Source organism: Streptomyces sp. NPDC054872 (assembly GCF_053610705.1).
This window is the reverse complement of the sequence record NZ_JBSGYY010000002.1, coordinates 322,014-344,688: the sequence shown is the minus strand read 5'-3', so window position 1 is coordinate 344,688 and position 22,675 is coordinate 322,014. Positions and strand designations below refer to the sequence as shown.

Here is a 22,675-nt window from a genome sequence, read left to right as displayed (position 1 = left end):
AGGGAAAGTTCAATGGGGCGTGCAGCGGAGAAATCACCGGGCGGCGCTCACCTTGATGACAAACCTTGATGACAAAGGCGTTCACTCTGCCGAGGGCGCGGGCCGACGTTCTGGCGCACTCCTCGCCTTCTCCTCCCCCGGCACCCTCTCCTCCCCCGGCACCCACACCTCGCCCTCGAGGACCCGGCCCATCCCCACCCACACCATGTTCATCAGCCGCAGGGTGACCCCCTCCGGCGACTGGCCCGGATGGCCGCCCATCCAGTCGGTGAGCGAGTCCGCCGCGCCAACCAGCGCGTGCGCCACGAAGTCGGCGTCCTCGTCGTCCAGTTGGGACCCACCGGGGTTCTGCGCGATGCCGTCCCAGACCAGTCCCGCGACCTCCGCCATCACCGCACGCCGCGCGTCGGCGACGGCGGACGCGATCGCCTCGCTCAGTTCCGAGGCCTGGCGGTGCAGCACCACCCAGCTGTCGCGGTGCTCGGCGACGAAGGCGAAGAACGCCGAAAGGCCGGCATACAGGCGCAGTTCGGGTGCCCCGCCACCGGCCCGTGCCGCGCCCTGGAACGCGGCCACCAGGCGGTCGGCCTCGCGCCGCAGGCAGGCGAGGAAAAGCCCCTCCTTGGAGTCGAGATAGAGATAGACCATCGGCTTGGAGATCCCGGCCAGTTCGGCGATCTCGTCCACGGACGCGGCGTGATAGCCGCGCTTGGCGAAGACCGTCACCGCCACATCGATGATCTGCTGCTCGCGCTCCTGGCGCGGAACGCGCTTCCGTCGTCCCTCAGTTCTCCCGTTGACCGTCACCCTTGCAGCCTCCCAGACTCGGGGCTACCTTACCCTTTAGTAAGTTTACTCTTGAGTAAGGAGATCGCCATGGCGGACGGCATCGGCGGCCCCGAGGGCCTGGCCGGACTGGACTTCGCGAGCGTCACGCCCGAGGAGTTCGCGAAGATCGTGAAGGGGCTCTCCGGCAAGGAGATCACCGCGATCGCCCAGGACCCCGAGCTGCGCGCCCGCGTCCTGCAAGAGGTGTTCGGGCGGATGGGCCGGCAGTTCAAGCCGGAGACCGCGGGGACCGCCGAGGCGCTGATCCGCTGGAAGGTCACGGGAGTCGACGAGGCGGCCGAGGCGGTCTACGAGACGGAGATCTCCGAGGGCACCTGCGCCGTCCGCGAGGGCCGCTCGGAGGCCGAGCCGCGCGTCACGCTCGTGATGGCCGACGCCGAGTTCCTCAAGCTGGTCTCCGGCAACGCGAGCCCCGTGACGATGTTCATGATGCGCAAGCTCAAGATCGTGGGCGATGTGGCGTTCGCCGCCGGTCTGACCCGCTACTTCGACATCCCGAAGGCCTGACCCGCACAGCCTGAGCCGACCGACTTCCGGAAGGGAACACACGATGGCCTTCTCGCTCGAACTGACCGAGGGACAGCGGGATCTGCGCGGCTGGGTGCACGGCTTCGCCGCCGACGTGGTGCGGCCGGCGGCCGCCGAGTGGGACGAGCGCGAGGAGACGCCCTGGCCCGTCATCCAGGAGGCCGCGAAGATCGGCCTGTACGGGTTCGAGTCCCTGGCCGACCTGTTCGGCGACCCCAGCGGGCTCTCGCTGCAGATCGCCAACGAGGAGCTGTTCTGGGGCGACGCGGGCATCGGGATGGCCCTGTTCGGCACGTCGCTCGCGGTGGCCGGGATCTTCTCCGCGGGCACGCCGGATCAGCTGGCCGAGTGGGTGCCGCAGTGCTTCGGCGACGAGGACGACCCCAAGGTGGCGGCGTTCTGCGTCTCCGAGCCCGACGCGGGCTCGGACGTGTCGGCGATGCGGACGCGCGCGACGTACGACGAGGCACGCGACGAGTGGACCCTGTCGGGCCAGAAGGCGTGGATCACGAACGGCGGCATCGCGAACGTCCATGTGGTGGTCGCCTCCGTCGATCCGGCACTGGGCTCGCGGGGGCAGGCGGCCTTCATCGTGCCGCCCGGCACCCGCGGTCTCGAAGGCGCCAAGAAGATCAAGAAGTTGGGGCTGCGGGCCTCGCACACCGCGGATGTCTTCCTGGACGACGTACGCGTGCCCGGGCATTGTCTGCTCGGCGGCAAGGAGCGTCTCGACTCCCGGCTCGCGCGCGCCCGTGAAGCGGCCGGGGCGGGTTCCGGGAGCGGCGCGAAGGGGGGTTCCGGAGGCCGTGCGCAGGCGGCCATGGCGACCTTCGAGGTGAGCCGCCCGACGGTGGGGGCGCAGGCGCTCGGCATCGCGCGGGCCGCGTACGAGTACGCCCTCGACTACGCGGGCTCCCGGGTCGCCTTCGGCCGCCCCATCGTCGAGAACCAGTCCATCGCCTTCGCGCTCGCCGACCTGCGGACCGAGATCGAGGCCGTACGGCTGCTGATCTGGCAGGCGTCGTGGATGGCCCGCAACGACAAGGCGTTCGACGCGGGCCAGGGCTCGATGTCCAAGCTGCGCGCCGGGGAGCTTGCCGTGGCGGCCACGGAGAAGGCGGTGCAGGTGCTGGGCGGCGCGGGCTACAGCAGGGAGCATCCGGTCGAGCGGATGTACCGGGACGCGAAGATCTACACGATCTTCGAGGGGACGAGCGAGATCCAGCGCCTGGTGATCGCCCGGGCCATCTCGGGGCGGCAGATTCGCTGAGGGGGTCGGCGGGGGCGCTGGGGTGGGGCGGCAGATTCGCAGAGGCGGGTCGGGCCGCGGATTCGCTCGCGCGGGACGGCAGAATCGCTGAGGCGGGCCAGCAGATTCGCTCACGCGGGACGGCGGATTCGCAGAGGCGGGCCACCAGAATCGTTCACGCGGGACGGCTGATGCGCTGACGTGGGGACGGCGGATTCGCAGACGCGGGTCGACGGATGCGCTCACGCGCGACGGCGCATGCGCAGAGGCGGGCCAGCGGAATGCTGACGCGCGGACGGCAGATCCGCAGACGCGGGTCGGGCCGCGGATTCGCTCGCGTGGGGCCTCGGGATCGCTGACGTAGGGCTGCTTCGGGATGTCGTGGGAGGGGGCGCTCTCAAGCCGTGGCCGGCCCGCGCCGATGAAAAGATCATGACGTCGACGCAACTCTCCCTCCGTGAGCCCGACGCCGTCCTCGGGCTGGTCAACAGCCGAAGCGGCGCCGGGCACAGGCTCCGGCGCGGCGTCCTCTGTCTGCTGCCGGCCTGCGTCATCGCGTTCGCCGGGTTCCAGCGGCGCTGGATGTCCGACGACGGGCACATCTACGTCCGGACGGTCCGGCAGATCCTGGCCGGCAACGGCCCCGTCTTCAACGCGGGCGAACGCGCCGAGTCCTCCACCGGCACCCTCTGGCAGTGGCTGCTGGTGCTCGCGGGGCTGCCGGGTCTCGACATCGCGAGGGCCGCGATGTACGGCGGGCTGCTGCTGACCGCTGCCGGGTTCGCGCTCGCCTCGCTCGGGGCGCTGCGCCTGTACGCGAACAAAGCGGCCCTCCCCCTGGGCTGCCTCGTCCTGCTCGCGCTGCCGCCCGTCTGGGACTTCGCCACCTCGGGCCTGGAGACCGGGCTCGCCACCTGCTGGATCGCGGGCGCCTGGCTGCTCCTGGTGACCCGGTCGGATTCGCTCACCACGTGCGTGGTCCTGGGCCTCGGCCCCCTCGTGCGACCCGACCTGGCGCTCGTGTCCGCCGTCTTCCTCGGTGCGCAGTGGCTGATGGCGCGGCCCTCGCGGCGGGCCGCCTGCGGGGGCCTGGGAGCGGCCCTCGCGCTGCCGGTCGCGTACGAGATCTTCCGGATCGGGTACTACGGGCAGCTGATGCCGCTGCCCGGCGTGACCAAGGAGGCCTCGCAGAGCCTGTGGGGGCGCGGGTTCGACTACCTCGCGGACTTCGCCGGGCCCTATCTCCTCTGGGTGCCCGCGCTGTTCCTGCTCGCCGCCCTGCTGCCCGCGACGGCCGTCCGGCGGGACGCCGCTTCCCTCGTCCCCGCGCTCGCGCCCGTCGTCGCGGGCCTCCTGTGCTGGACCTACGTCATCAAGGTGGGCGGCGACTTCATGCACGGCCGGATGTTCCTGCCGGGCCTGCTCCTCATGCTCCTGCCGGTCTTCCTGGTGCCCTGCACGCGCGCGTGGACCATCGCGGCGGTGGGCGTCGGGATCTGGGCCGTGGCCTGCGCGAGCTGGCTGCGGATTCCGTACGAGGGGCGGATCGGGCCCGGCGGCGTCGCGGACGAGCGCGGTGTGTACGTCCAGCAGAACGCGGCGGCCCACCCCCTCCACCACGACTTCGCGGGCTACCCGAGCAACGTCGCGTACGCCCGTCTCGTACGCGAGGCCGACCGTGCGGGCACGCCGAGCCTGTTCCTCGCCAGGACTCCCGCCACCGCCAACTCCCCCACGGTCACCGGCGTCTACAGCACCCTCGGCTTCAGCGGCACCGTGGTGCCCCTGGACGGCGCCGCCCTCGACCCGATCGGGCTCGCCTATCCGCTGGCCGCGCACTCCGAGCGCATCGACGGCAGGGTGGGCCACGACAAGCGGCTGCCGGACACCTGGATCTTCGCCGACCGTGGCCGTGGCCCCCTCCCCGACGGCCTCGACCCCGCGGGTGTCGCCGCCGCCCGGCGTGCGCTCGACTGCGGTCCGCTGGCCGAGCTGCGGGCGGCGACCCGGGATCCGATGACGCCCGGCAGGTTCCTGCGCAATGTCACCGGCGTCTGGGAGCGCACCTCGTTCCGCTTCCCCAACGACCCGGTGCGGGCCGAGCGTCAGCTCTGTGGTGGGCGTTAGCGCCCACCGGTGATCTCGCCCTCGTCCTCTGCCCCGCCTCCGCCGTACCCGGAACCGCCGGTGAGGCGGTCCGCCTGCCGGACGGCGGTCGCGAGGTCGCGCAAGGGCCTGTCGCCGTCCGCGTCCGACGCCAACGCGTCGGCGCTCCGCGCCAGTTCCGCGAACGTGGGCGCGCCGGGCAGCGGCTGCCAGGGGGTAGAGGAAGTGGAGCCGGAGAAGGTCGACATCGGCTCGGGGGCGCCGTCCGTCGTGCCGGTGCCGTGCCGCAGCCCGTCCGCGAAGTACGCGGCGACCGCCGCGGTGCGCAGGCCGCGGTCGGCGTCCCACAGGCCGCCCTCCATGTCCCCGGACTCGATCTCGTTCGACTCCTCGTGCGGGACGCGGCTGTCGGGGTCGAGCCAGCGGACGCTCGCCGTCGCCACGTGGCCGCTCGCGCCGGGCCTCATCCGTACGGCATAGAGCGCGGTGACGGTGTGTCCGGGACCGACCTCGCCGCCGTCCACGCTGTCGTCCCGGAAGTCGTCGTCGGCGACCGCGCGGTTGTCGTAGCCGATGAGCCGGAACTGCTTGACGGTCCGCGGGTCGAAGGCGACCTGCGCCTTCGCGTCGCGGGCCCGCAGCTCGATGTTGGCGGGGAGCTGCTCGCAGAAGACCTTGCGGGCCTCCTCGGTGTCCGACACGTAGGTGGTGTGGCCGTCGCCCTTGTCGGCGAGGCGCTCCATCAGCGCGTCGCCGTAATCGCTGCCGACGCCGACCCCGAAGAGGGTGATGCCGTGTGCGCGGCGGGCGTCGGAGATGCGCTCCAGGATGCCGTCGGCGCTGGTCTCACCGGTGTTGGCGAGGGCGTCGGAGAGGAGCACGACGCGGTTGGTCGCGCCGTCGCGCCGACCGCCCACCGCGGTGTCGTACCCCGTGCGGACGCCCGCCTCCAGGTTGGTGGACTGGGTGGGCTCCATGGCGCTGATGGCCGAGTGCACCTTGCCGCGGTGGTCGCCGAGGCGCGTCATGGGCAGCACGGTCTCGGCGCTGTCGCTGAAGGTGACGAGCGCGACGGAGTCGTCGTCGCGCAGCTCGTCGGTCATGATCGCGAGCGATTCCTTGACCAGGTCGAGCCGGCCGGGCTCCGCCATCGAACCGGAGACGTCGATCACGAAGGTGAGGGCGGCGGGCGGGCGTTCGCCGTCCGACGTGTCGCCGTGGGTGGCGAGGCCCACCCGCATCAGGGACCAGTCGTCGTCATCGGTGCGGGCGCCGTCCACGTTCACCGAGAAACCGTCGCCCTCGGGGCGCGGATAGTCCTGGCGGAAGCTGTTGACGAACTCCTCGGGGCGCACGGTCGCCGGGTCCGGGAGGCGGCCTTCGGCGAGGGTGCGGCGGGCGAAGCCGTAGGAGGCGGTGTCCACGTCAAGGGCGAACGTGGAGAGGTAGTCCGGGCGCGGGGTGAAGCCGCGCCTCTTGCCGTCCTGTTGCTCGTCGGGGGTGGCCGCGTCGCCGGTGCCGGGTGAGGCGGGGCCCGGCGCGGGCAGCGGGGCCGTGCCCCGCCGCTCCTTCGCGCTGCCGTCGGCGGCCCGGTCCGTGTCCCCGCCACCACTGCACCCGGTGAGCAGCAATCCGCCCGCCACAGCCGCGGCGAGCAGCCCCCGCCGTACTTTCCAGGTCCGCATCCCGGCCCCCTCACGTCGTCGGTTCACCTGACTGTGACGCGGGGGGCACCACGAACGCTCGCTCGAAACCGTTGCGGAAGCGTCTCGATGCGGGAACGGGCCCCTGGGCCTTGAGCGGGGCCGGTCACCGGCTTCGCCGCGTTCGTCCTCGAACGCCGGACGGGCTGGAATGCCGTCGGCCGGACTGGAGTTCTCCAGTCCGGCCGACGATCGAGGAGCACCAGCCCCCTACGACACGACGTCCTTCCGCGCGAACCCCCGGAACGCCAGCGCGAACAGCACCAGTGCGTACGTCACCGAGACGGCGGAGCCCTGGATCATTCCGCCCCACTCCATCTTCGGCTGGATCGCGTCCGCCCACGCGAACTGCCAGTGCGCGGGCAGGAAGTCGCGCCAACTGCCGAGTGCCGTCACCGCGTCCAGGACGTTGCCGACGATGGTCAGGCCCACCGCGCCGCCCACCGCTCCCAGCGGCGCGTCCGTCTTGGTCGAGAGCCAGAAGGCGAGCGCGGCCGTGACCAGTTGGGAGACGAAGATGTACGCCACGACGATGACCAGGCGCTGCGCCGCCGTGCCCGCGGGCAGTGCGCCGCCGGTCGGGATCTGCAGCGGGCCCCAGCCGTAGGCCACCGTCCCGACCGCGAGGGCGATCAGCGGGAGCAGCACCATGGCCGCCGCGCTGAGCCCGAGCGCCACGGCCAGCTTCGACCACAGCAGGCGGGCCCGCGGCACCGGGGCGGCGAGCAGATAGCGCAGGGATGACCAGCTCGCCTCCGAGGCGACCGTGTCGCCGCAGAACAGCGCGACGGGGATGACGAGGAGGAAGCCGGCGGAGACGAAAAGGCACGTCGCGGCGAAGTTCCCGCCGGAGGCCGTGGCCGTGTCCATCAGCGTCACGCGGCCGCTGCGGGACTCCGGCGAACCGGCGACGGCGAACGCCAGGACGAGCACGAAGGGCAGCAGGCCCATCACGCCGGCCATGACCAGGGTCCTGCGCCGCTTCAGCTGGCGGACCGCCTCGACCCGCAGCGGCAGCGTGCGCCCGGGGCGGTACCCGGGGGCCGTGGCGCGTTCCGTGCCCGGCCCGGTGGCTGTGACGCTCATGCGGTGCCTCCGTCGATCAGGGTCAGGAACGCGTCTTCGAGGCGGCGGTGCGGGCCCATGGACTCCACCGGCAGCTCAAGGCTCACCAGTTCGGGCAGCAGCCGCGCGGCGCTGGCGCCGTCCGTGCCGTCCAGGCGCACCAGGAGGCCGCTGTCCGCACGCACCGCCGACGCGACGCCGGGCAGGGCGGCCACCTTGTCGACCATGGGGTCGGAGACGTCCTCCGCGAGGCCCACCAGGAGCGTGTCCCCGGAGCCGACGATCTCGGCGACCGGGCCCGCCTGGATGAGCCGGCCGCGGTCCATGACCACCAGGTGGGTGCAGGACTGCTCGACCTCGGCGAGGAGATGGCTGGAGACGATGACCGTGCGGCCGCCCCGCGCGTACCGGATCATCACCTCGCGCATCTCGCGGATCTGTGGCGGGTCCAGGCCGTTGGTCGGTTCGTCGAGGATGAGCAGGTCCGGCATGCCGAGCATCGCCTGGGCGATCGCGAGCCGCTGCCGCATGCCCTGCGAGTACGTGCGCACCGCGCGGGCGATGGGGTCTCCCCTGTTCGAGCGTTTTCGAGAACTTGGGGAAGCGTCGCCGAGCCCGGCGATCTCCAACGCCTCGTCCATGCGGGCGTCTTCGGCGGGGCGGCCGGTGGCCTTCCAGTACAGCTCCAGGTTCTCAGCTCCGGAGAGGTGCGGCAGGAAGCCCGCGCCCTCGACGAACGCGCCGACCCGGGAGAGGACGGGGGCGCCGGGCCGGATCGCCTGGCCGAAGACGCGGATCTCGCCCGCGTCGGGCCGGATCAGGCCCATGAGCATGCGCAGGGTCGTCGTCTTGCCCGCGCCGTTCGGACCGAGGAGGCCGAGCACCTGGCCCTTCTCGACGCCGAAGGAGAGGTCACGGACCGCGTAACGGTCGGTCGACTTGGCGTACCGCTTGCTCAAGTCCGTGATCCGCAGCGGCACTTCCGCGAGCTCCGGGTCGGGCGCGGGCGCCGAGGTCCGGCGCCGGGCCGTGACCAGGAGCAGGACGGCGATGACCGCTCCGGCCGCGGGGAGCCACCACACCCAGGCGGGCAGCGGGGCCGCCGCGGTCTTCACGCCCGGCGCGGTGGGCACCGACAGGTCGCCCCGCACGGACACCGTGTACGTGGCGGGCTTCGCCGGGGAGGCATAGCCGAGGTCCGTCGAGGCGAGGACGAGGCGCAGCCGGTGGCCCTTCTGCACGTCGTGGTCGACGGCGGGCAGGGTGATGGTGACGTCCTTGCCCGCCTGCGCGCCCTGCACGCGGATCGGCGAGACCAGCTGCGAGGGCAGCACCTTCTGACCGCCGCCGGGACCGACGTCGTACACCTTGCCGAAGAGCACCGCGTCCTCGCGGTCGGACTTGACGTGCACCCGCACCTTCGGTGATCCGGTGATCCGCAGGTCGTCCTCGAGCGGCGCCGACTGGAAGGCGGCGTGCTGGCCGGGGAAGTCGAGGGAGACGCCGACGCCGAGCGAGGAGAGCTGGTTGAGGCCGCCGCCGCCCGCGCCGGGGAGCGCGGAGATGGCGGGCGGCGCGGCGCCCGCGGGGTTCTCGACGCGCTGCGGGTCGCGCCCGCTGAGCGCGATCTTCCGCTGCCCGCTCTCCAGGCCGGGGTACCGGTCACCGCTCGCGCCCCGCAGCTGCGCGGCGCCGTCGGTGGAGTCGATGCCTCCGGTGCGGGTGACCCGGAACGCGGGGCCGGTGTCCGCGCCCTCGTCGTCCTTGAGATAGCGGTCGAACCACGAGCCGATGCGGGCGTTCACCCGTCCCGTCTCGCGGTCGCCGCCGTCGTGGCCGCCCGAGATCCAGTCGACGGAAACGGGAGCGTGGTTGCCCCGGATCGCCTTGGAGATGGCGTCGGCCTGGCCGAGCGGGAAGAGGGAGTCGGTCTGGCCCTGGAAGAGCAGGGTGGGTGCGTTGATGCGGTCGCCGACGGCTTCGGGGCTGCGGGCCGCGAGGAGCTTTTGCGCCGCGGCGTCCGGCTTCCCGGCCTCCGCGACGCGGTTGTACATCTCACACAGCTGCTTCTCGAAGCGCTCGCAGCCGCCGCCGGTGTTGATGAAGAGCCCGGCCCAGAGTTTCTTGAAGACGCCGTTCGGGAAGAGCGCGTCGCCGAGGTTCCAGTACGTGATCTGGGGGGCGATGGCGTCCACCCGGTCGTCGTACCCGGCGGCCAGGAGGGAGACCGCGCCGCCGTACGAGGCGCCGGTCATGCCGACGCGGGGGTCGCCCTTCTTGTCCAGCTGCACCTCGGGGCGGGTCGCCAGCCAGTCGATCAGCCGGCGGGCGTCGGCGACCTCGCCCTTCGGGTCGTTCAGGCCGATCTTGCCGGTGGACTTGCCGAAGCTGCGGGCGGACCAGGTCAGGACCGCGTACCCCTTTTCGGCCAGGTCCTCGGCCTGGGCGCGCAGGTCGTCCTTGCTGCCGCCGAAGCCGTGGCCGATGAGGACGGCGGGGCGCTTGACGGAGGGGTCGCCCGCGGTGAAGTACGACGTGTCGATCGTCGCGCCGCCCGCGCCCGCCATCCGCATCATGCGGTCCGAGCGGTGCACGGCGGGTCCGTCGTCCGATGCCGCCGCCGTCCAGGTGCCTGCGCCCGCGAGCACCGCGAGAGCGGCCGCCGCAGCGAGCAGTCCGCGCTTGGGCAGCTTCGGCAGTCGTAGATCCATGCGTCAACCGTACGGGTGAGGGCTGCCGTCCGAGGCAGCCGGTGGTCTGAACCCGGCTGCCTACCTGGGGAGTAGGCGAGAGGGCCCGCGTACCGCGGTCGCGGTACGCGGGCCTCCGTGTGCCCTCAGTGATTGCGCGGAAACCCGAGGTCCACGCCCGCGGGGGCGTCCGACGGGTCCGGCCAGCGGGTCGTGACGACCTTGCCCCGGGTGTAGAAGTGCGTCCCGTCATTTCCGTAGATGTGGTGATCTCCGAACAGGGAGTCCTTCCAGCCACCGAAGGAGTGGTAGCCGACCGGCACCGGAATCGGGACGTTCACGCCGACCATGCCCGCCTCGATCTCCAGCTGGAAGCGCCGCGCGGCGCCGCCGTCACGCGTGAAGATCGCGGTGCCGTTGCCGAAGGGCGAGGCGTTCATCAGCGCCACGCCTTCCTCGTAGGTGTCGACGCGAAGGACGCACAGGACGGGGCCGAAGATCTCGTCCTTGTACGCGGCGGCCGACACCGGCACGCGGTCCAGGAGCGAGAGGCCGATCCAGTGGCCGTCCTCGAAGCCGTCCACGGTGTGGCCGGTCCCGTCGAGGACGACCTCGCAGCCCTCGGCCGCGGCGCCGGTGACGTACGAGGCGACCTTGTCGCGGTGGGCCGCGGTGATCAGCGGGCCCATCTCCGACGCCGGGTCGTTGCCGGGACCGATCTTGATCTTCTCGGCCCGCTCCTTGATCTTGGCGACGAGCTCGTCGCCGACCGAGCCGACCGCGACGACGGCCGAGATGGCCATGCAGCGCTCGCCCGCCGAGCCGTACGCCGCCGACACGGCGGCGTCGGCCGCCGCGTCGAGGTCCGCGTCCGGCAGGACCAGCATGTGGTTCTTGGCGCCGCCGAGTGCCTGGACGCGCTTGCCGTTGGCGGTCGCGGTGGTGTGGATGTAGCGCGCGATCGGCGTGGAGCCGACGAAGGAGACGGCCGCCACGTCCGGGTGCTCCAGGAGGCGGTCGACGGCCACCTTGTCGCCGTGCACGACGTTGAAGACGCCGTCCGGAAGCCCGGCCTCCGACAGCAGCTCCGCGATCTTCATCGCGGCGGAGGGGTCCTTCTCCGACGGCTTCAGGACGAAGGTGTTGCCGCACGCGATGGCGAGCGGGAACATCCACATCGGCACCATGGCCGGGAAGTTGAACGGCGTGATGCCGGCGACGACACCGAGCGGCTGGCGGATGGACGAGACGTCCACGCGCGAGGCCACCTCCGTCGACAGCTCGCCCTTCAGCTGGACCGTGATCCCGCAGGCGAGGTCCACGATCTCCAGGCCGCGGGCGACCTCGCCGAGCGCGTCCGAATGCACCTTGCCGTGCTCGGCGGTGATCAGCTCGGCGATCGCGTCACGGTTGGCGTCGAGCAGCGCGCGGAAGGCGAAGAGGACCGAGGTGCGCTTGGCGAGCGACGACTTGCCCCACGTGGCGTAGGCCTCGCGCGCGGAGGCGACGGCGGCGTCCACCTCGTCCACGTTTGCGAAGGCGACCTGCGTGGTGACGGCGCCGGTCGCGGGGTCGGTCACCGGGCCGTACGTACCCGACGCGCCCTCGACAGTCTTGCCACCGATCCAGTGGTTGACGGTCTTCGTCATGACAAGCATCCCTACTCTCACATCTCACAGGTGGCGGCGTCGGGCTGAGACGTGCCGGTCGTACTCTTTCCTGGCCTTGACCGCCGACGGTCGGTCCGCGGTCTCGGCCACGGGCACATCCCACCACGCCTGCGCCGGAGGCGGGGGCGACACTGTGTCTGCCGTTTCCGTCTCCACGTAGACACATGTGGGACCGTCGGCCGTACGCGCCCGCGCCAGGGCATCCCGCAGGTCAGCCACTGTTTTGGCGCGGATCACCCGCATCCCGAGCGAGGCCGCGTTGGCCGCGAGATCCACGGGCAGCGGGGCCCCGGTGTACGTCCCGTCCGCCTCCCGGTAGCGGTAGGCCGTGCCGAACCGCTCCGCGCCCACGGACTCGGAGAGCCCGCCGATGGACGCGTACCCGTGGTTCTGCAGGATCACGACCTTGACCGGGATGTTCTCCTGGACGGCGGTGACGATTTCGGTGGGCATCATCAGATACGTCCCGTCGCCCACAAGGGCCCAGACCGGGCGGCCCGGCGCCGCGAGCGCGACGCCGATCGACGCGGGGATCTCGTATCCCATGCAGGAGTAGCCGTACTCGACGTGGTACTGCCGGGGTGAGCGCGTCCTCCACAGCTTGTGGAGATCCCCGGGCAGCGAGCCCGCCGCGTTGATGAGCACATCCTCGTCCGTGACCAACTCGTCGAGCAGACCGAGCACTTGGAGTTGTGTGGGGCGTACGTCGGGTTCGTCGGCCGCGTACGCCGCGTCGACGCGATGCTCCCAGCGCGCCTTGTCCTCGGTGTACTCGGCGACGTAGGCGGGCGGCACGCGCCACCCCTCCAGGGCTCCGGTCAGCGCCTCCAGGCCGGCGCGCGCGTCCGCGATCAGGGGCGTGCCCGCCATCTTGTGGCCGTCGAACGCGGTGATGTTGAGGTTCAGGAAGCGGACCGCGGGCTCGGTGAAGAGGGTGCCGGACGCGGTGGTGAAGTCGCTGTAGCGGGTGCCCACGCCGATCACCAGGTCGGCGGCGCGGGCGAGTTCGTCGGCCGTGGCCGTACCCGTGTGCCCGATGCCGCCGACGTCCGCGGGGTGGTCGAACCGCAGGGAGCCCTTCCCGGCCTGGGTGGAGGCGACGGGGATGCCGGTCGCGTCCGCGAGATCCCGCAGCGCCTCCTCGGCGGCGCTGTGGTGGACTCCGCCGCCCGCGACGATCAGCGGTCGCCGTGCCGCGCGCACGGCCCGTACGGCGGCGTCCAGTTCCCGCGGATCGGGAGCCTGACGGCGTACGCCCCACACCCGCTCGGCGAAGAACTCCTCCGGCCAGTCGAAGCCTTCCGCCTGCACGTCCTGCGGGAGCGCGAGGGTGACGGCGCCGGTGTCCGCCGGGTCGGTCAGGACGCGCATCGCGGCGAGCGCGGCCGGGATCAGGGCCTCGGGCCGGGTGATCCGGTCGAAGTACTTCGACACCGGGCGCAGGCAGTCGTTCACCGACACATCGCCCGCGTACGGGACTTCGAGCTGCTGGAGCACGGGGTCGGCGGGGCGGGTCGCGAAGGTGTCACCGGGCAGCAGGAGCACCGGGAGGTGGTTGATCGTCGCGAGCGCGGCGCCGGTGACTAGGTTGGTCGCGCCGGGCCCGATGGAGGTGGTGACGGCGTGCGTGGACAGGCGGCCCGACTGGCGGGCGTACCCGACGGCGGCGTGCACCATGGCCTGTTCGTTGCGCCCCTGGTGGAAGGGCATCTCCTCGCCGTACTCGACGAGGGCCTGGCCGATGCCCGCCACGTTGCCGTGCCCGAAGATGCCCCAGGTGGCGTCGATGAGCCGCTGCCGCTCGCCGTCGCGCTCGGTGAACTGCCGGGACAGGAAGCGGACGAGGGCCTGCGCGGTGGTCAGCCTGATCGTCGAGGTCATCGTGTTGCCTCCGCTGTCATCGCTGTTCCTCCACGGTCATCGGTACCCCTCCGTGTGGTCGGGGTGGAAGCAGATCCGCCACTCCCGCTCCTCACCGGGGCCTGCCATCACGTTCAGGTAATACATGCTGTGTCCCGGCTGGGCGATCGACGGGCCGTGCCAGCCGTCGGGGACGAGCACGGCGTCCCCCGTCCGGACCTCGGCCAGGACGTCGGTGCCGCCGGGGCGGGACGGGAACACGCGCTGATAGCCGAGGCCTTCTCGCCCGTCCGGGCCGGCCTCGATCTCGAAGTAGTAGATCTCCTCGAGTTCGGCCTCCACACCCGGGCGGTGCTCGTCGTGCTTGTGCGGCGGGTACGAGGACCAGTTGCCGCCGGGGGTGATCACCTCGACGGCGATGAGGCGGTCGCATTCGAAGGCGTCGGCGGAAGCGAAGTTGCGGACCTCGCGGGCGCAGGTGCCGCTGCCGCGGTGTTCGACGGAAACCTCCGGCGCGGAGCCGTAGCGGGCGGGGAGTCGACGCTCGCACTTCGCTCCTGCCAGGGCGAAGCGGCCTCCCGCGCCGGAGGCGATCTGGATCTGGGCGTCACGGGGCACGTAGGCGAAGTCGCTCACTCCGCTGAACACACTGTGACGGCCCAGCAGTTCGATGATCTGGCCTTCTGCGTGCACCGTACAGCCGCCGGTCAGCGGGAGCACGATCCATTCACTCTCCCCGGTGGCGAAGGAGTGCGTGCTGCCGGGTTCGATGTCGACCACGCGCAGCGCGGAATGGACCAGGCCGGACCGCTTCGGGTCGAGTTCGACGGCGTACGGCCCTTCGGCCGCGCTGCCCTTCGGTACGTACGTCATGTGGCCCTCCTACAGCAGTCCGACGGCGGTGTCGACGGCGCCCGCCACGTCGCCGTCCGCCGGGTAGAGCAGCGTGCGCCCCGCGACGAGGCCGTGCACGGTCGGCAGTTGGAGCGCCCCGCGCCACTTCTCGTACGCGGCGTCACTGTCGTCACCGAGGTCACCTCCCAGGAGGACGGCGGGCAGGGTCGAGGTCTCCATGACGCGCGCCATGTCGTCCGGATTCTCGGTCACCGGGACCTTCAGCCAGGTGTACGCCGATGTCCCGGCGAGCCCCGAGGCGATGGCGATGGACGTCGTGACGGCCTCGGCGCTCAGGTCGTTGCGCGGCGGCCCGCCCTCGGGGGCACGGCGGCAGAGGAACGGCTCGACGAAGACGGGCAGTTTGCGGGCGGCCATGGCGTCGACGGCGCGGGCGCTGGAGTGCAGCGTGTCGAGCGAGCCGGGGTCGTCGTAGTCGACCCGCAGCAGCAGCTTCCCGGCGTCGAAGGCGAGACGGTCGATGTCCTCGGCCCGGTACCCCGTGAACCGGTCGTCCAGCTCGAAGGAGGCCCCCGCGAGGCCGCCCCGGTTCATCGACCCCATGACGACCTTGCCGTCGAGGGCGCCGAGCAGCAGGAGGTCCTCGAGGATGTCGGCGGTGGCGAGCACTCCGTCCACGCGGGGCCGCGAGAGCGCGAGGCAGAGCCGTTCGAGGAGGTCTCCGCGGTGGGCCATGGCCAGCTTGTCCCCGCCGACGGAGAGGGCCCCCCGGGCGGGGTGGTCGGCGGCGATGATCATCAGCCGTCCGCCGTCGCCGAGCAGGGGACGCCGGACGCGCCGGGCGGCCGCTTCGGCGATGGCTTCGGGGTGCGAGGCCCTGATCCTGATGAGCTCGGCGAGGTCAATCATGCTTCACGGCTCCCGCCGCGAGCGCTGCCTCGACCTCGTCCGGGAACGGCATCGCGGATGAGCACTCGAGACGGGAGGCGACGATCGCCCCCGCCGCGTTGGCGTACCGCATGATCCGCTCCAACTCCCAGCCCGCGAGCAGCCCGTGGCAGAGCGCCCCGCCGAAGGCGTCCCCGGCGCCGAGGCCGTTGAGCACCGTCACGGGCAGCGGCGGCACCTCCGCGCGCTCGCCCGCGCGGTTCATCGCGAGGACGCCCTTGGGGCCCTGCTTGACGACGGCGAGTTCGACGCCGGAGTCCAGCAACGCGCGGGCCGCGGCGTCCGGTTCGCGCACGCCCGTGGCGATCTCGACCTCGTCGAGGTTGCCGACCGCGACGGTGGCCTGCGCTAGGGCCTGGGCGTAGAAGCCCCGCGCCTCGTCGGCCCGGTCCCAGAACATCGGCCGCCAGTCGAGGTCGAAGACGGTGAGCCCCGCCTTCGCCCGGTGGCGCAGCGCGGCCAGTGTCGTCGATCTGCTGGGCTCCGCGCAGAGCCCCGTACCCGTCATCCAGAAGACCCGGGCGGCCGCGATCGCGTCCAGGTCGAGCTCCTTCTCGTACATCTCCAGGTCGGGTGCCTTCGGCTGCCGGTAGAAGTAGAGCGGGAAGTCGTCCGGCGGGAAGACCTCGCAGAAAGTCACCGGGGTCGGCAGGCCGCCGACGGCACTCACCCACCGGTCGTCGACGCCGAACTCCCGCAGCTCCCGGTGCAGATAGTCCCCGAAGGGGTCGTCGCCGGTGCGGGTGACGAGCGCGACGCGGCGGCCGAGCCGGGACGCGGCGACGGCGACGTTCGACGCGGAGCCGCCCAGGAACTTGCCGAACGTGCTGACGTCGGCGAGCGCCACCCCGGCCTGCAGGGGATACAGGTCCACCCCGATCCGGCCCATCGTGATCACGTCGTACGGATCGCTGACGTCATACGGATCGGTCACCCTGCACTCCCTCTCGACATCGCCCCCTTGAGGCCACCCCTAGGTCTATTCCGCCCCATGACCCCTGTCAACACATTGTCCTTACATTCGGACCACTCCTTGACACCGTTCCGCGGCGGCCTGAAAGCTTGACGGCATGACGACGCTGTCACGCATCCGGATCGGTTCGGCACCCGACTCGTGGGGGGTGTGGTTCCCCGAGGACCCGGGCCAGGTCCCCTGGAGCCGCTTCCTCGACGAGGTGGCGGACTCCGGGTACGAGTGGATCGAGCTCGGTCCGTACGGCTACCTGCCGAGCGATCCGGCCGTCCTGACCGCCGAGACCCAGAAGCGCGGCCTGAAGGTGTCGGCCGGAACGGTCTTCACGGGCCTGCACCACGGTCCCGCCGTCTGGGACAAGACCTGGGCCCATGTGTCCGACATCGCCGCGCTCACCCAGGCGATGGGCGCCGAGCACCTCGTCGTCATCCCCTCCTTCTGGCGCGACGACAAGACCGGCGAGGTCCTGGAGGACCGCACGCTCACCCCGGAGCAGTGGCGTCAGCTCACGCTCCAGACCGAGCGGTTGGCGTACGAGGTGCGCGAGCGTCACGGCCTGCGCGTGGTCGTGCACCCCCACGCCGACACGCACATCGACGACGAGGCGAACGTCACCCGCTTCCTCGACGCGACCGACCCCGACCTCGTCTCGCTCTGCCTGGACACGGGCCATTACGCCTACTGCGGCGGCGACAACGTCAAGCTGATCGAGACGTACGGCGAGCGCATCGGCTATCTGCACCTCAAGCAGGTCGACCCGGCCGTCCTGGCCGAAGTGCGCGCGCAGGAGATGCCGTTCGGTCCCGCCGTGGCCCGCGGCGTGATGTGCGAGCCGCCGACCGGGGTGCCCGCGATCGAGCCGGTCCTCGCGGCGGCCCAGAAGCTGGGCGTCGACCTGTTCGCCATCGTCGAGCAGGACATGTACCCGTGCCCGCCGGACAAGCCGCTGCCGATCGCCCGCCGCACCCGCTCGTATCTGCGTTCCTGCGGCGCCTGACCCCCGCAGCCCCCACCGGCCTTTCGCATCACACGCGTCACAAAGAACCTCTTTCTGTCACACATGTCCCGTATACGCGGGCTCCTCGTCACAGCCGGTCGACAGCCGCCCTCCCGCGGTCACTCCGCGTCGTTCTCCGGGAACAGGCTGAGTTGATCGCCAGCGTCACGCCGCAGCTCCCCCGACGGCTCCTCCCGAGCCGCCCCTGCGGCGACCGCAGGGAGGTGCCACTGATGACCGACCGCAAGCTCTGGTCGTACAAGGACATCGCCGCACACATCCGGGTGCAGCCCGACACCGTGCGCTCCTACCGCAAGCACGGCTTGCTTCCCGACCCCGACCACGTGGAGTCCGGAAAGCCCTACTGGTACGCGGACACCATCCGCGCCTGGGTCGCCGCGCGGCCCGGCAACCGCGGGCGCAGAGACTGACCGCCCCGGCGGGACACCACCCTCGATCCCCGGGCGACCCCCTCATTGAGGTGTACCCCCTAGGGGTATACAGTGGTGAGTGTCAGGGGGTCTCCGGGAACACCGGGACCACTCCTGCACATTACGACGCATATACCGGCACGCACACACGCCGCACCCTCACCGAGGAGAACGACATGAGCGCCCAGACCGAGCTACCGCAGGCCGAGACCACCGGCTCCTGCTGCTCCCCCAGCGGTTCCTGCCACTCCGACGGCGCCGCCGGGACGGCGCAGGGCGCCGTGACGACCGTGTACGAGGTGACCGGCATGACCTGTGGTCACTGCGAGGGCGCCGTCAGCGGGGAGATCTCGGAGATCGCCGGCGTCGGCTCCGTCAAGGCGGTGGCCGCCACCGGCCTGGTGACCGTGGTCTCCGAGGCCCCGCTCGACGAGACCGCGGTCCGCGCCGCGGTCGACGAGGCCGGCTACGAACTCGTCGGCGTCAGCAAGGCCTGACCCACCCCCTGCCGGGTACCCCGGGCCCTGTGACGCCGTCACAGGGCCCGCAGCCGCTTCACCCCAGCCGCATGAAAGAGCCATGAACGAAGTCGAACTCGCCGTCGGCGGAATGACCTGCGCCTCCTGTTCCGCCCGCATCGAGAAGAAGCTGAACCGCGTGGAGGGCGTGACCGCGTCGGTCAATCTCGCCACGGAGAAGGCGAAGGTCTCGTACGCGGAAGGGGTCGAGGTCGCGCAACTGATCGCGACAGTCGAGAAACTCGGTTACAGCGCGGCGGAGATCGTCCCGGCTCCCCCCGAGCCGGCGGCCCCCGCGACCACTGCCGACATCACCGAGCCGGACACCCTGCGTCAGCGGCTCATCGGCTCGGCACTGCTCTCGCTGCCGGTCGTCCTGCTCGCGATGGTCCCGTCCCTCCAGTTCGACAACTGGCAGTGGCTCTCGCTGACGCTGGCCGCGCCCGTCGTCGTCTGGGGCGGATACCCCTTCCACCGCGCCGCGTTCACGAACCTGCGGCACGGCGCCGCGACCATGGACACCCTGGTGTCGGTGGGCACCCTCGCCGCGTTCGGCTGGTCGCTGTGGGCGCTCTTCCTCGGGGACGCGGGGATGCCGGGGATGCGGCACGGCTTCACGTTCACCGTCTCGCGCGCCGACGCCGCGTCGACGCTCTACCTCGAAGTCGCCGCGGGCGTCATCACGTTCATCCTGCTCGGCCGCTGGCTGGAGGCCCGCTCGAAGCGGAAGGCGGGCGCGGCCCTGCGCACGCTGCTCGAACTGGGCGCCAAGGACGCGGCCGTCCTGCGCGACGGCACGGAGGTCCGCACACCGGTCGCGCGTCTGGTGGTCGGCGACCGGTTCGTCGTACGTCCCGGGGAGACCGTCGCGACCGACGGCACCGTCGTCGACGGCGCGTCCGCGGTCGACGCCTCGATGCTGACCGGCGAGTCCGTCCCGGTGGACGTGACCGCGGGCGACGCGGTGACCGGAGCGACCACGAACGTCTCGGGGCGGCTCGTCGTCGAGGCGACGCGCGTCGGCTCCGACACCCAACTGGCCAGGATGGCCGAGCTCGTCGAGGACGCGCAGACCGGCAAGGCCCAGGTGCAGCGACTGGCCGACCGGATAGCGGGGATCTTCGTGCCGGTCGTCCTGATGATCGCCACCGCGACGCTCGGCGGCTGGCTCGGCGCCACCGGCGACGTGACCGCCGCCTTCACCGCGGCCGTCGCCGTCCTGATCATCGCCTGCCCGTGCGCCCTCGGCCTCGCGACCCCGACCGCCCTGATGGTCGGCACGGGGCGGGGCGCGCAGCTCGGCATCCTCATCAAGGGCCCCGAAGTCCTGGAGTCCACGCGGCGGGTGGACACGATCGTCCTGGACAAGACCGGGACGGTGACGACGGGGCGCATGACCCTGCTCGACGTGTACGCCACCGGGGAGACCGAGGAGAAGCAGTTGCTGCGGCTCGCGGGGGCCCTGGAGCACGCCTCCGAGCATCCCGTGGCCCGGGCCGTCGCCGCGGGCGCCGCCGCGGAGTTGGGGCTCTCGGTGGGCGCGCTGCCCGCCGTGGAGGGCTTCGAGAACGTCGCGGGGTCGGGCGTGCGCGGCACGGTGGAAGGGCACGCGGTGCTCGCGGGCCGTGAACGCCTGCTGGCGGACGCGGGAGTCGAGGGACTCGCTTCGGTGGCCGCGCTCAGGGCGGAGGCCGAGGAGGCGGGCCGTACGGCCGTCCTGGTGGCCTGGGACGGCGTGGCCCGCGGTGTCCTCGCCGTCGCCGACACCGTCAGGGACACCAGCGCCGAAGCGGTGCGCGAGCTGCGTGCCCTGGGACTGACGCCGGTGCTGCTCACCGGCGACAACCACGCCGTCGCCCGGGCGGTGGCCAAGTCCGTGGGCATCGGGGCGGACGCCGTGTACGCCGAGGTGCTGCCCGAGGACAAGGTCGACGTCGTGCGGCGGCTGCGGGACGAGGGCAAGGTGGTCGCGATGGTCGGGGACGGGGTCAACGACGCCGCCGCGCTCGCCACCGCCGATCTGGGCCTCGCGATGGGCACGGGCACGGACGCGGCCATCGAGGCGAGTGATCTGACGCTCGTGCGCGGGGACTTGCGCGGGGCCGCCGACGCGATCAGGCTCTCCCGCAGGACCCTCGCCACGATCAAGGGCAATCTCTTCTGGGCCTTCGGTTACAACGTCGCCGCGCTGCCGCTCGCCGCCGCCGGGCTCCTGAATCCGATGATCGCCGGGGCCGCGATGGCATTTTCTTCGGTCTTTGTTGTCACCAACAGCCTCCGCCTCAGAAACTTCACATAAGCTCTTCACATCTTGGTCGCAGCATTCTCACGCCTGAGTCTCGATCGGCATATCGGGCCTCTTGCGCATGTACAGGACATATGCAGGAGACGCAGATCACAGCGATCCCAACGTAACCATTCGGGGGGCTCGTGAGTCTAAGAGGACGATGCCAGGGACGTCTTGGGGGACGTCTCTAGACATCGGGGACATCTTGGGGGATGTTCCTAGGAATGCGTTGGCCGGGACACGTGCACCGGGGAGCTTTGAGCGGCCCTCCCGATACGTACGCGTCCCGGCAGATCGCAGCACGACTGGCGCGCTGCCACCACAGACGCCCGGCCGGATCCCGTGGGGGGAATCCGCACCGGGAAACAGGAAAGCGCCCCGACCGTCGACCCGTGGGGGGATCGACGGCGGGGCGCTTTTCGCTTGGTGCGTCCGCTCGCGTCTACGGCGTGCGGATCAGCGGCCCTCGACCGGGACGAAGTCCCGGAGAACCTCGCCGGTGTAGATCTGGCGCGGGCGCCCGATGCGGGATCCCGGCTCCTTGATCATCTCGTGCCACTGCGCGATCCAGCCCGGAAGGCGGCCCAGCGCGAACAGCACGGTGAACATCTCGGTCGGGAAGCCCATCGCGCGGTAGATGAGGCCCGTGTAGAAGTCCACGTTCGGGTAGAGCTTGCGCTCGACGAAGTAGTCGTCGGCCAGCGCGTGCTCTTCGAGCTTCAGCGCGATGTCGAGCAGCTCGTCGGACTTGCCGAGCGCCGAGAGGACGTCGTGCGCCGCCGCCTTGATGATCTTCGCCCGGGGGTCGAAGTTCTTGTAGACGCGGTGCCCGAAGCCCATGAGCTTCACGCCGTCTTCCTTGTTCTTCACCTTGCGGATGAAGGTGTCGACGTCGCCGCCGTCCTGCTTGATGCCCTCGAGCATCTCCAGGACGGACTGGTTGGCGCCACCGTGCAGCGGGCCCCACAGGGCCGAGATGCCGGCGGAGATCGAGGCGAACATGTTCGCCTGCGACGAGCCCACCAGACGCACGGTGGAGGTCGAACAGTTCTGCTCGTGGTCCGCGTGCAGGATCAGGAGCTTGTCAAGGGCGGAGACGACGACCGGGTCCAGGTCGTACTCGGCGGCCGGCACCGAGAAGGTCATGCGCAGGAAGTTCTCGACGTAGCCGAGGTCGTTGCGCGGGTAGACGACCGGGTGGCCCTGCGACTTCTTGTACGCGTAGGCCGCGATCGTCGGAAGCTTGGCGAGCAGGCGGATCGTCGAGAGGTCGCGCTGCTCCTCGTCGAACGGGTTGTGGCTGTCCTGGTAGAACGTCGACAGCGCGCTGACCACGGACGACAGCATCGCCATCGGGTGGGCGTCACGCGGGAAGCCGTCGTAGAACCGCTTGACGTCCTCGTGCAGCAGGGTGTGCTGCGTGATGTCGTTCTTGAAGCTGGCGAGCTCGTCGACCTTCGGCAGTTCGCCGTTGATCAGCAGGTACGCCACCTCGGTGAAGGTGGAGCGCTCGGCCAGCTGCTCGATCGGGTAGCCGCGGTACCGGAGGATGCCCTCTTCACCGTCGAGATAGGTGATGGCGGATTTATAGGCGGCGGTGTTGCCATAGCCGCTGTCCAGGGTCACCAGACCGGTCTGGGCGCGGAGCTTCCCGATGTCGAAGCCCTTGTCGCCGACGGTCGAATCGATCACCGGGTAGGTGTACTCGCCATCGCCGTACCGCAGTACTACAGAGTTGTCGCTCACGTCATCCCTCACCGACGTTGTGCCTCTTCTTCGAGGTGCCCTGACTGTCTCTACCATCCCCCATTTGGCCCTGGAGAGTGCACTCGGGGTCGACCATTGGGCCTATTGGCGGCACTGAGTGCCGCCAACTTACTCATCCTGCCCCCTGTGCCCCGGTTGCGGAAGTGGTGTGTGACCTTTCCTACTCGTTTGATCGATCA

The 22,675-nt window shown here is 71.1% G+C and carries 17 protein-coding genes; 7 read left to right on the top strand and 10 right to left on the bottom strand.

Annotation, left to right across the window (positions count from 1 at the left end):
• Positions 1 to 81 precede the first annotated feature (81 nt).
• Positions 82 to 807, bottom strand: a complete 726-nt coding sequence (locus tag ACWGIH_RS03670; RefSeq protein ID WP_453444453.1) for a TetR/AcrR family transcriptional regulator — start codon at positions 805 to 807, stop codon at positions 82 to 84.
• A 69-nt stretch (positions 808 to 876) separates the two neighbouring features.
• Between ACWGIH_RS03670 and ACWGIH_RS03665 the strand changes: the two genes are divergently transcribed.
• The 3 genes from ACWGIH_RS03665 to ACWGIH_RS03655 all read left to right on the top strand — a co-directional run bounded on the left by ACWGIH_RS03665 (position 877) and on the right by ACWGIH_RS03655 (position 4,753).
• A complete protein-coding gene (locus ACWGIH_RS03665; RefSeq protein WP_453444451.1) occupies positions 877 to 1,356 on the top strand; it encodes an SCP2 sterol-binding domain-containing protein in 480 nt (159 codons plus the stop codon).
• 43 nt (positions 1,357 to 1,399) lie between these two features.
• Positions 1,400 to 2,647, top strand: coding sequence for an acyl-CoA dehydrogenase family protein (locus ACWGIH_RS03660; protein ID WP_453444449.1), 1,248 nt, complete (start codon positions 1,400 to 1,402; stop codon positions 2,645 to 2,647).
• 411 nt (positions 2,648 to 3,058) lie between these two features.
• A complete protein-coding gene (locus tag ACWGIH_RS03655) occupies positions 3,059 to 4,753 on the top strand; it encodes a hypothetical protein (protein WP_453444447.1) in 1,695 nt (564 codons plus the stop codon).
• Here the strand turns inward: ACWGIH_RS03655 and ACWGIH_RS03650 are convergent.
• The 8 genes from ACWGIH_RS03650 to iolC all read right to left on the bottom strand — a co-directional run bounded on the left by ACWGIH_RS03650 (position 4,750) and on the right by iolC (position 16,457).
• Positions 4,750 to 6,417, bottom strand: a complete 1,668-nt coding sequence (locus tag ACWGIH_RS03650) for a YfbK domain-containing protein (protein ID WP_453444445.1) — start codon at positions 6,415 to 6,417, stop codon at positions 4,750 to 4,752. The genes ACWGIH_RS03655 and ACWGIH_RS03650 overlap by 4 nt on opposite strands.
• A gap of 228 nt (positions 6,418 to 6,645) precedes the next feature.
• Complete coding sequence (locus ACWGIH_RS03645; protein ID WP_453444444.1) at positions 6,646 to 7,521, bottom strand: ABC transporter permease; 876 nt, start codon at positions 7,519 to 7,521, stop codon at positions 6,646 to 6,648.
• Positions 7,518 to 10,211 carry an alpha/beta fold hydrolase gene (locus ACWGIH_RS03640; RefSeq protein ID WP_453444442.1) on the bottom strand — a complete coding sequence of 898 codons (2,694 nt, stop codon included), beginning with the start codon at positions 10,209 to 10,211 and terminating at the stop codon, positions 7,518 to 7,520. The genes ACWGIH_RS03645 and ACWGIH_RS03640 overlap by 4 nt, the downstream gene beginning before the upstream one ends.
• A 125-nt stretch (positions 10,212 to 10,336) precedes the next feature.
• Positions 10,337 to 11,839 (bottom strand): CoA-acylating methylmalonate-semialdehyde dehydrogenase, encoded by a 1,503-nt coding sequence (mmsA, locus tag ACWGIH_RS03635; RefSeq protein ID WP_453444440.1) that lies wholly within the window; start codon positions 11,837 to 11,839, stop codon positions 10,337 to 10,339.
• Between the two features lie 24 nt (positions 11,840 to 11,863).
• Entirely contained in the window at positions 11,864 to 13,741 is a 1,878-nt protein-coding gene (iolD, locus tag ACWGIH_RS03630; RefSeq protein WP_453444439.1) for a 3D-(3,5/4)-trihydroxycyclohexane-1,2-dione acylhydrolase (decyclizing), read from the bottom strand.
• Between the two features lie 36 nt (positions 13,742 to 13,777).
• Positions 13,778 to 14,593 carry a 5-deoxy-glucuronate isomerase gene (iolB, locus tag ACWGIH_RS03625; protein ID WP_453444437.1) on the bottom strand — a complete coding sequence of 272 codons (816 nt, stop codon included), beginning with the start codon at positions 14,591 to 14,593 and terminating at the stop codon, positions 13,778 to 13,780.
• A gap of 9 nt (positions 14,594 to 14,602) precedes the next feature.
• Positions 14,603 to 15,484, bottom strand: coding sequence for a Cgl0159 family (beta/alpha)8-fold protein (locus tag ACWGIH_RS03620; RefSeq protein ID WP_453444435.1), 882 nt, complete (start codon positions 15,482 to 15,484; stop codon positions 14,603 to 14,605).
• Positions 15,477 to 16,457 (bottom strand): 5-dehydro-2-deoxygluconokinase, encoded by a 981-nt coding sequence (gene iolC, locus ACWGIH_RS03615; RefSeq protein ID WP_453444434.1) that lies wholly within the window; start codon positions 16,455 to 16,457, stop codon positions 15,477 to 15,479. Before iolC ends, ACWGIH_RS03620 begins: the two co-directional genes overlap by 8 nt.
• A 136-nt stretch (positions 16,458 to 16,593) precedes the next feature.
• On the opposite strand from iolC, the gene ACWGIH_RS03610 reads away from it, so the two are divergent.
• The 4 genes from ACWGIH_RS03610 (at position 16,594) to ACWGIH_RS03595 (ending at position 20,741) form a co-directional block, all read left to right on the top strand.
• Positions 16,594 to 17,493, top strand: a complete 900-nt coding sequence (locus tag ACWGIH_RS03610) for a sugar phosphate isomerase/epimerase family protein (RefSeq protein WP_453444432.1) — start codon at positions 16,594 to 16,596, stop codon at positions 17,491 to 17,493.
• A gap of 233 nt (positions 17,494 to 17,726) precedes the next feature.
• Entirely contained in the window at positions 17,727 to 17,924 is a 198-nt protein-coding gene (locus ACWGIH_RS03605) for a MarR family transcriptional regulator (protein WP_451203820.1), read from the top strand.
• Positions 17,925 to 18,100: 176 nt separating this feature from the next.
• Complete coding sequence (locus ACWGIH_RS03600; RefSeq protein ID WP_453444430.1) at positions 18,101 to 18,421, top strand: heavy-metal-associated domain-containing protein; 321 nt, start codon at positions 18,101 to 18,103, stop codon at positions 18,419 to 18,421.
• 82 nt (positions 18,422 to 18,503) lie between these two features.
• The gene (locus tag ACWGIH_RS03595; protein ID WP_453444428.1) at positions 18,504 to 20,741 is read left to right on the top strand and encodes a heavy metal translocating P-type ATPase; all 2,238 of its coding nucleotides are present in this window, start codon (positions 18,504 to 18,506) and stop codon (positions 20,739 to 20,741) included.
• 444 nt (positions 20,742 to 21,185) lie between these two features.
• Here ACWGIH_RS03595 and ACWGIH_RS03590 read toward each other — a convergent pair whose 3' ends face one another.
• Positions 21,186 to 22,475, bottom strand: coding sequence for a citrate synthase (locus ACWGIH_RS03590; RefSeq protein ID WP_453444427.1), 1,290 nt, complete (start codon positions 22,473 to 22,475; stop codon positions 21,186 to 21,188).
• Between the last annotated feature and the right edge of the window lie 200 nt (positions 22,476 to 22,675).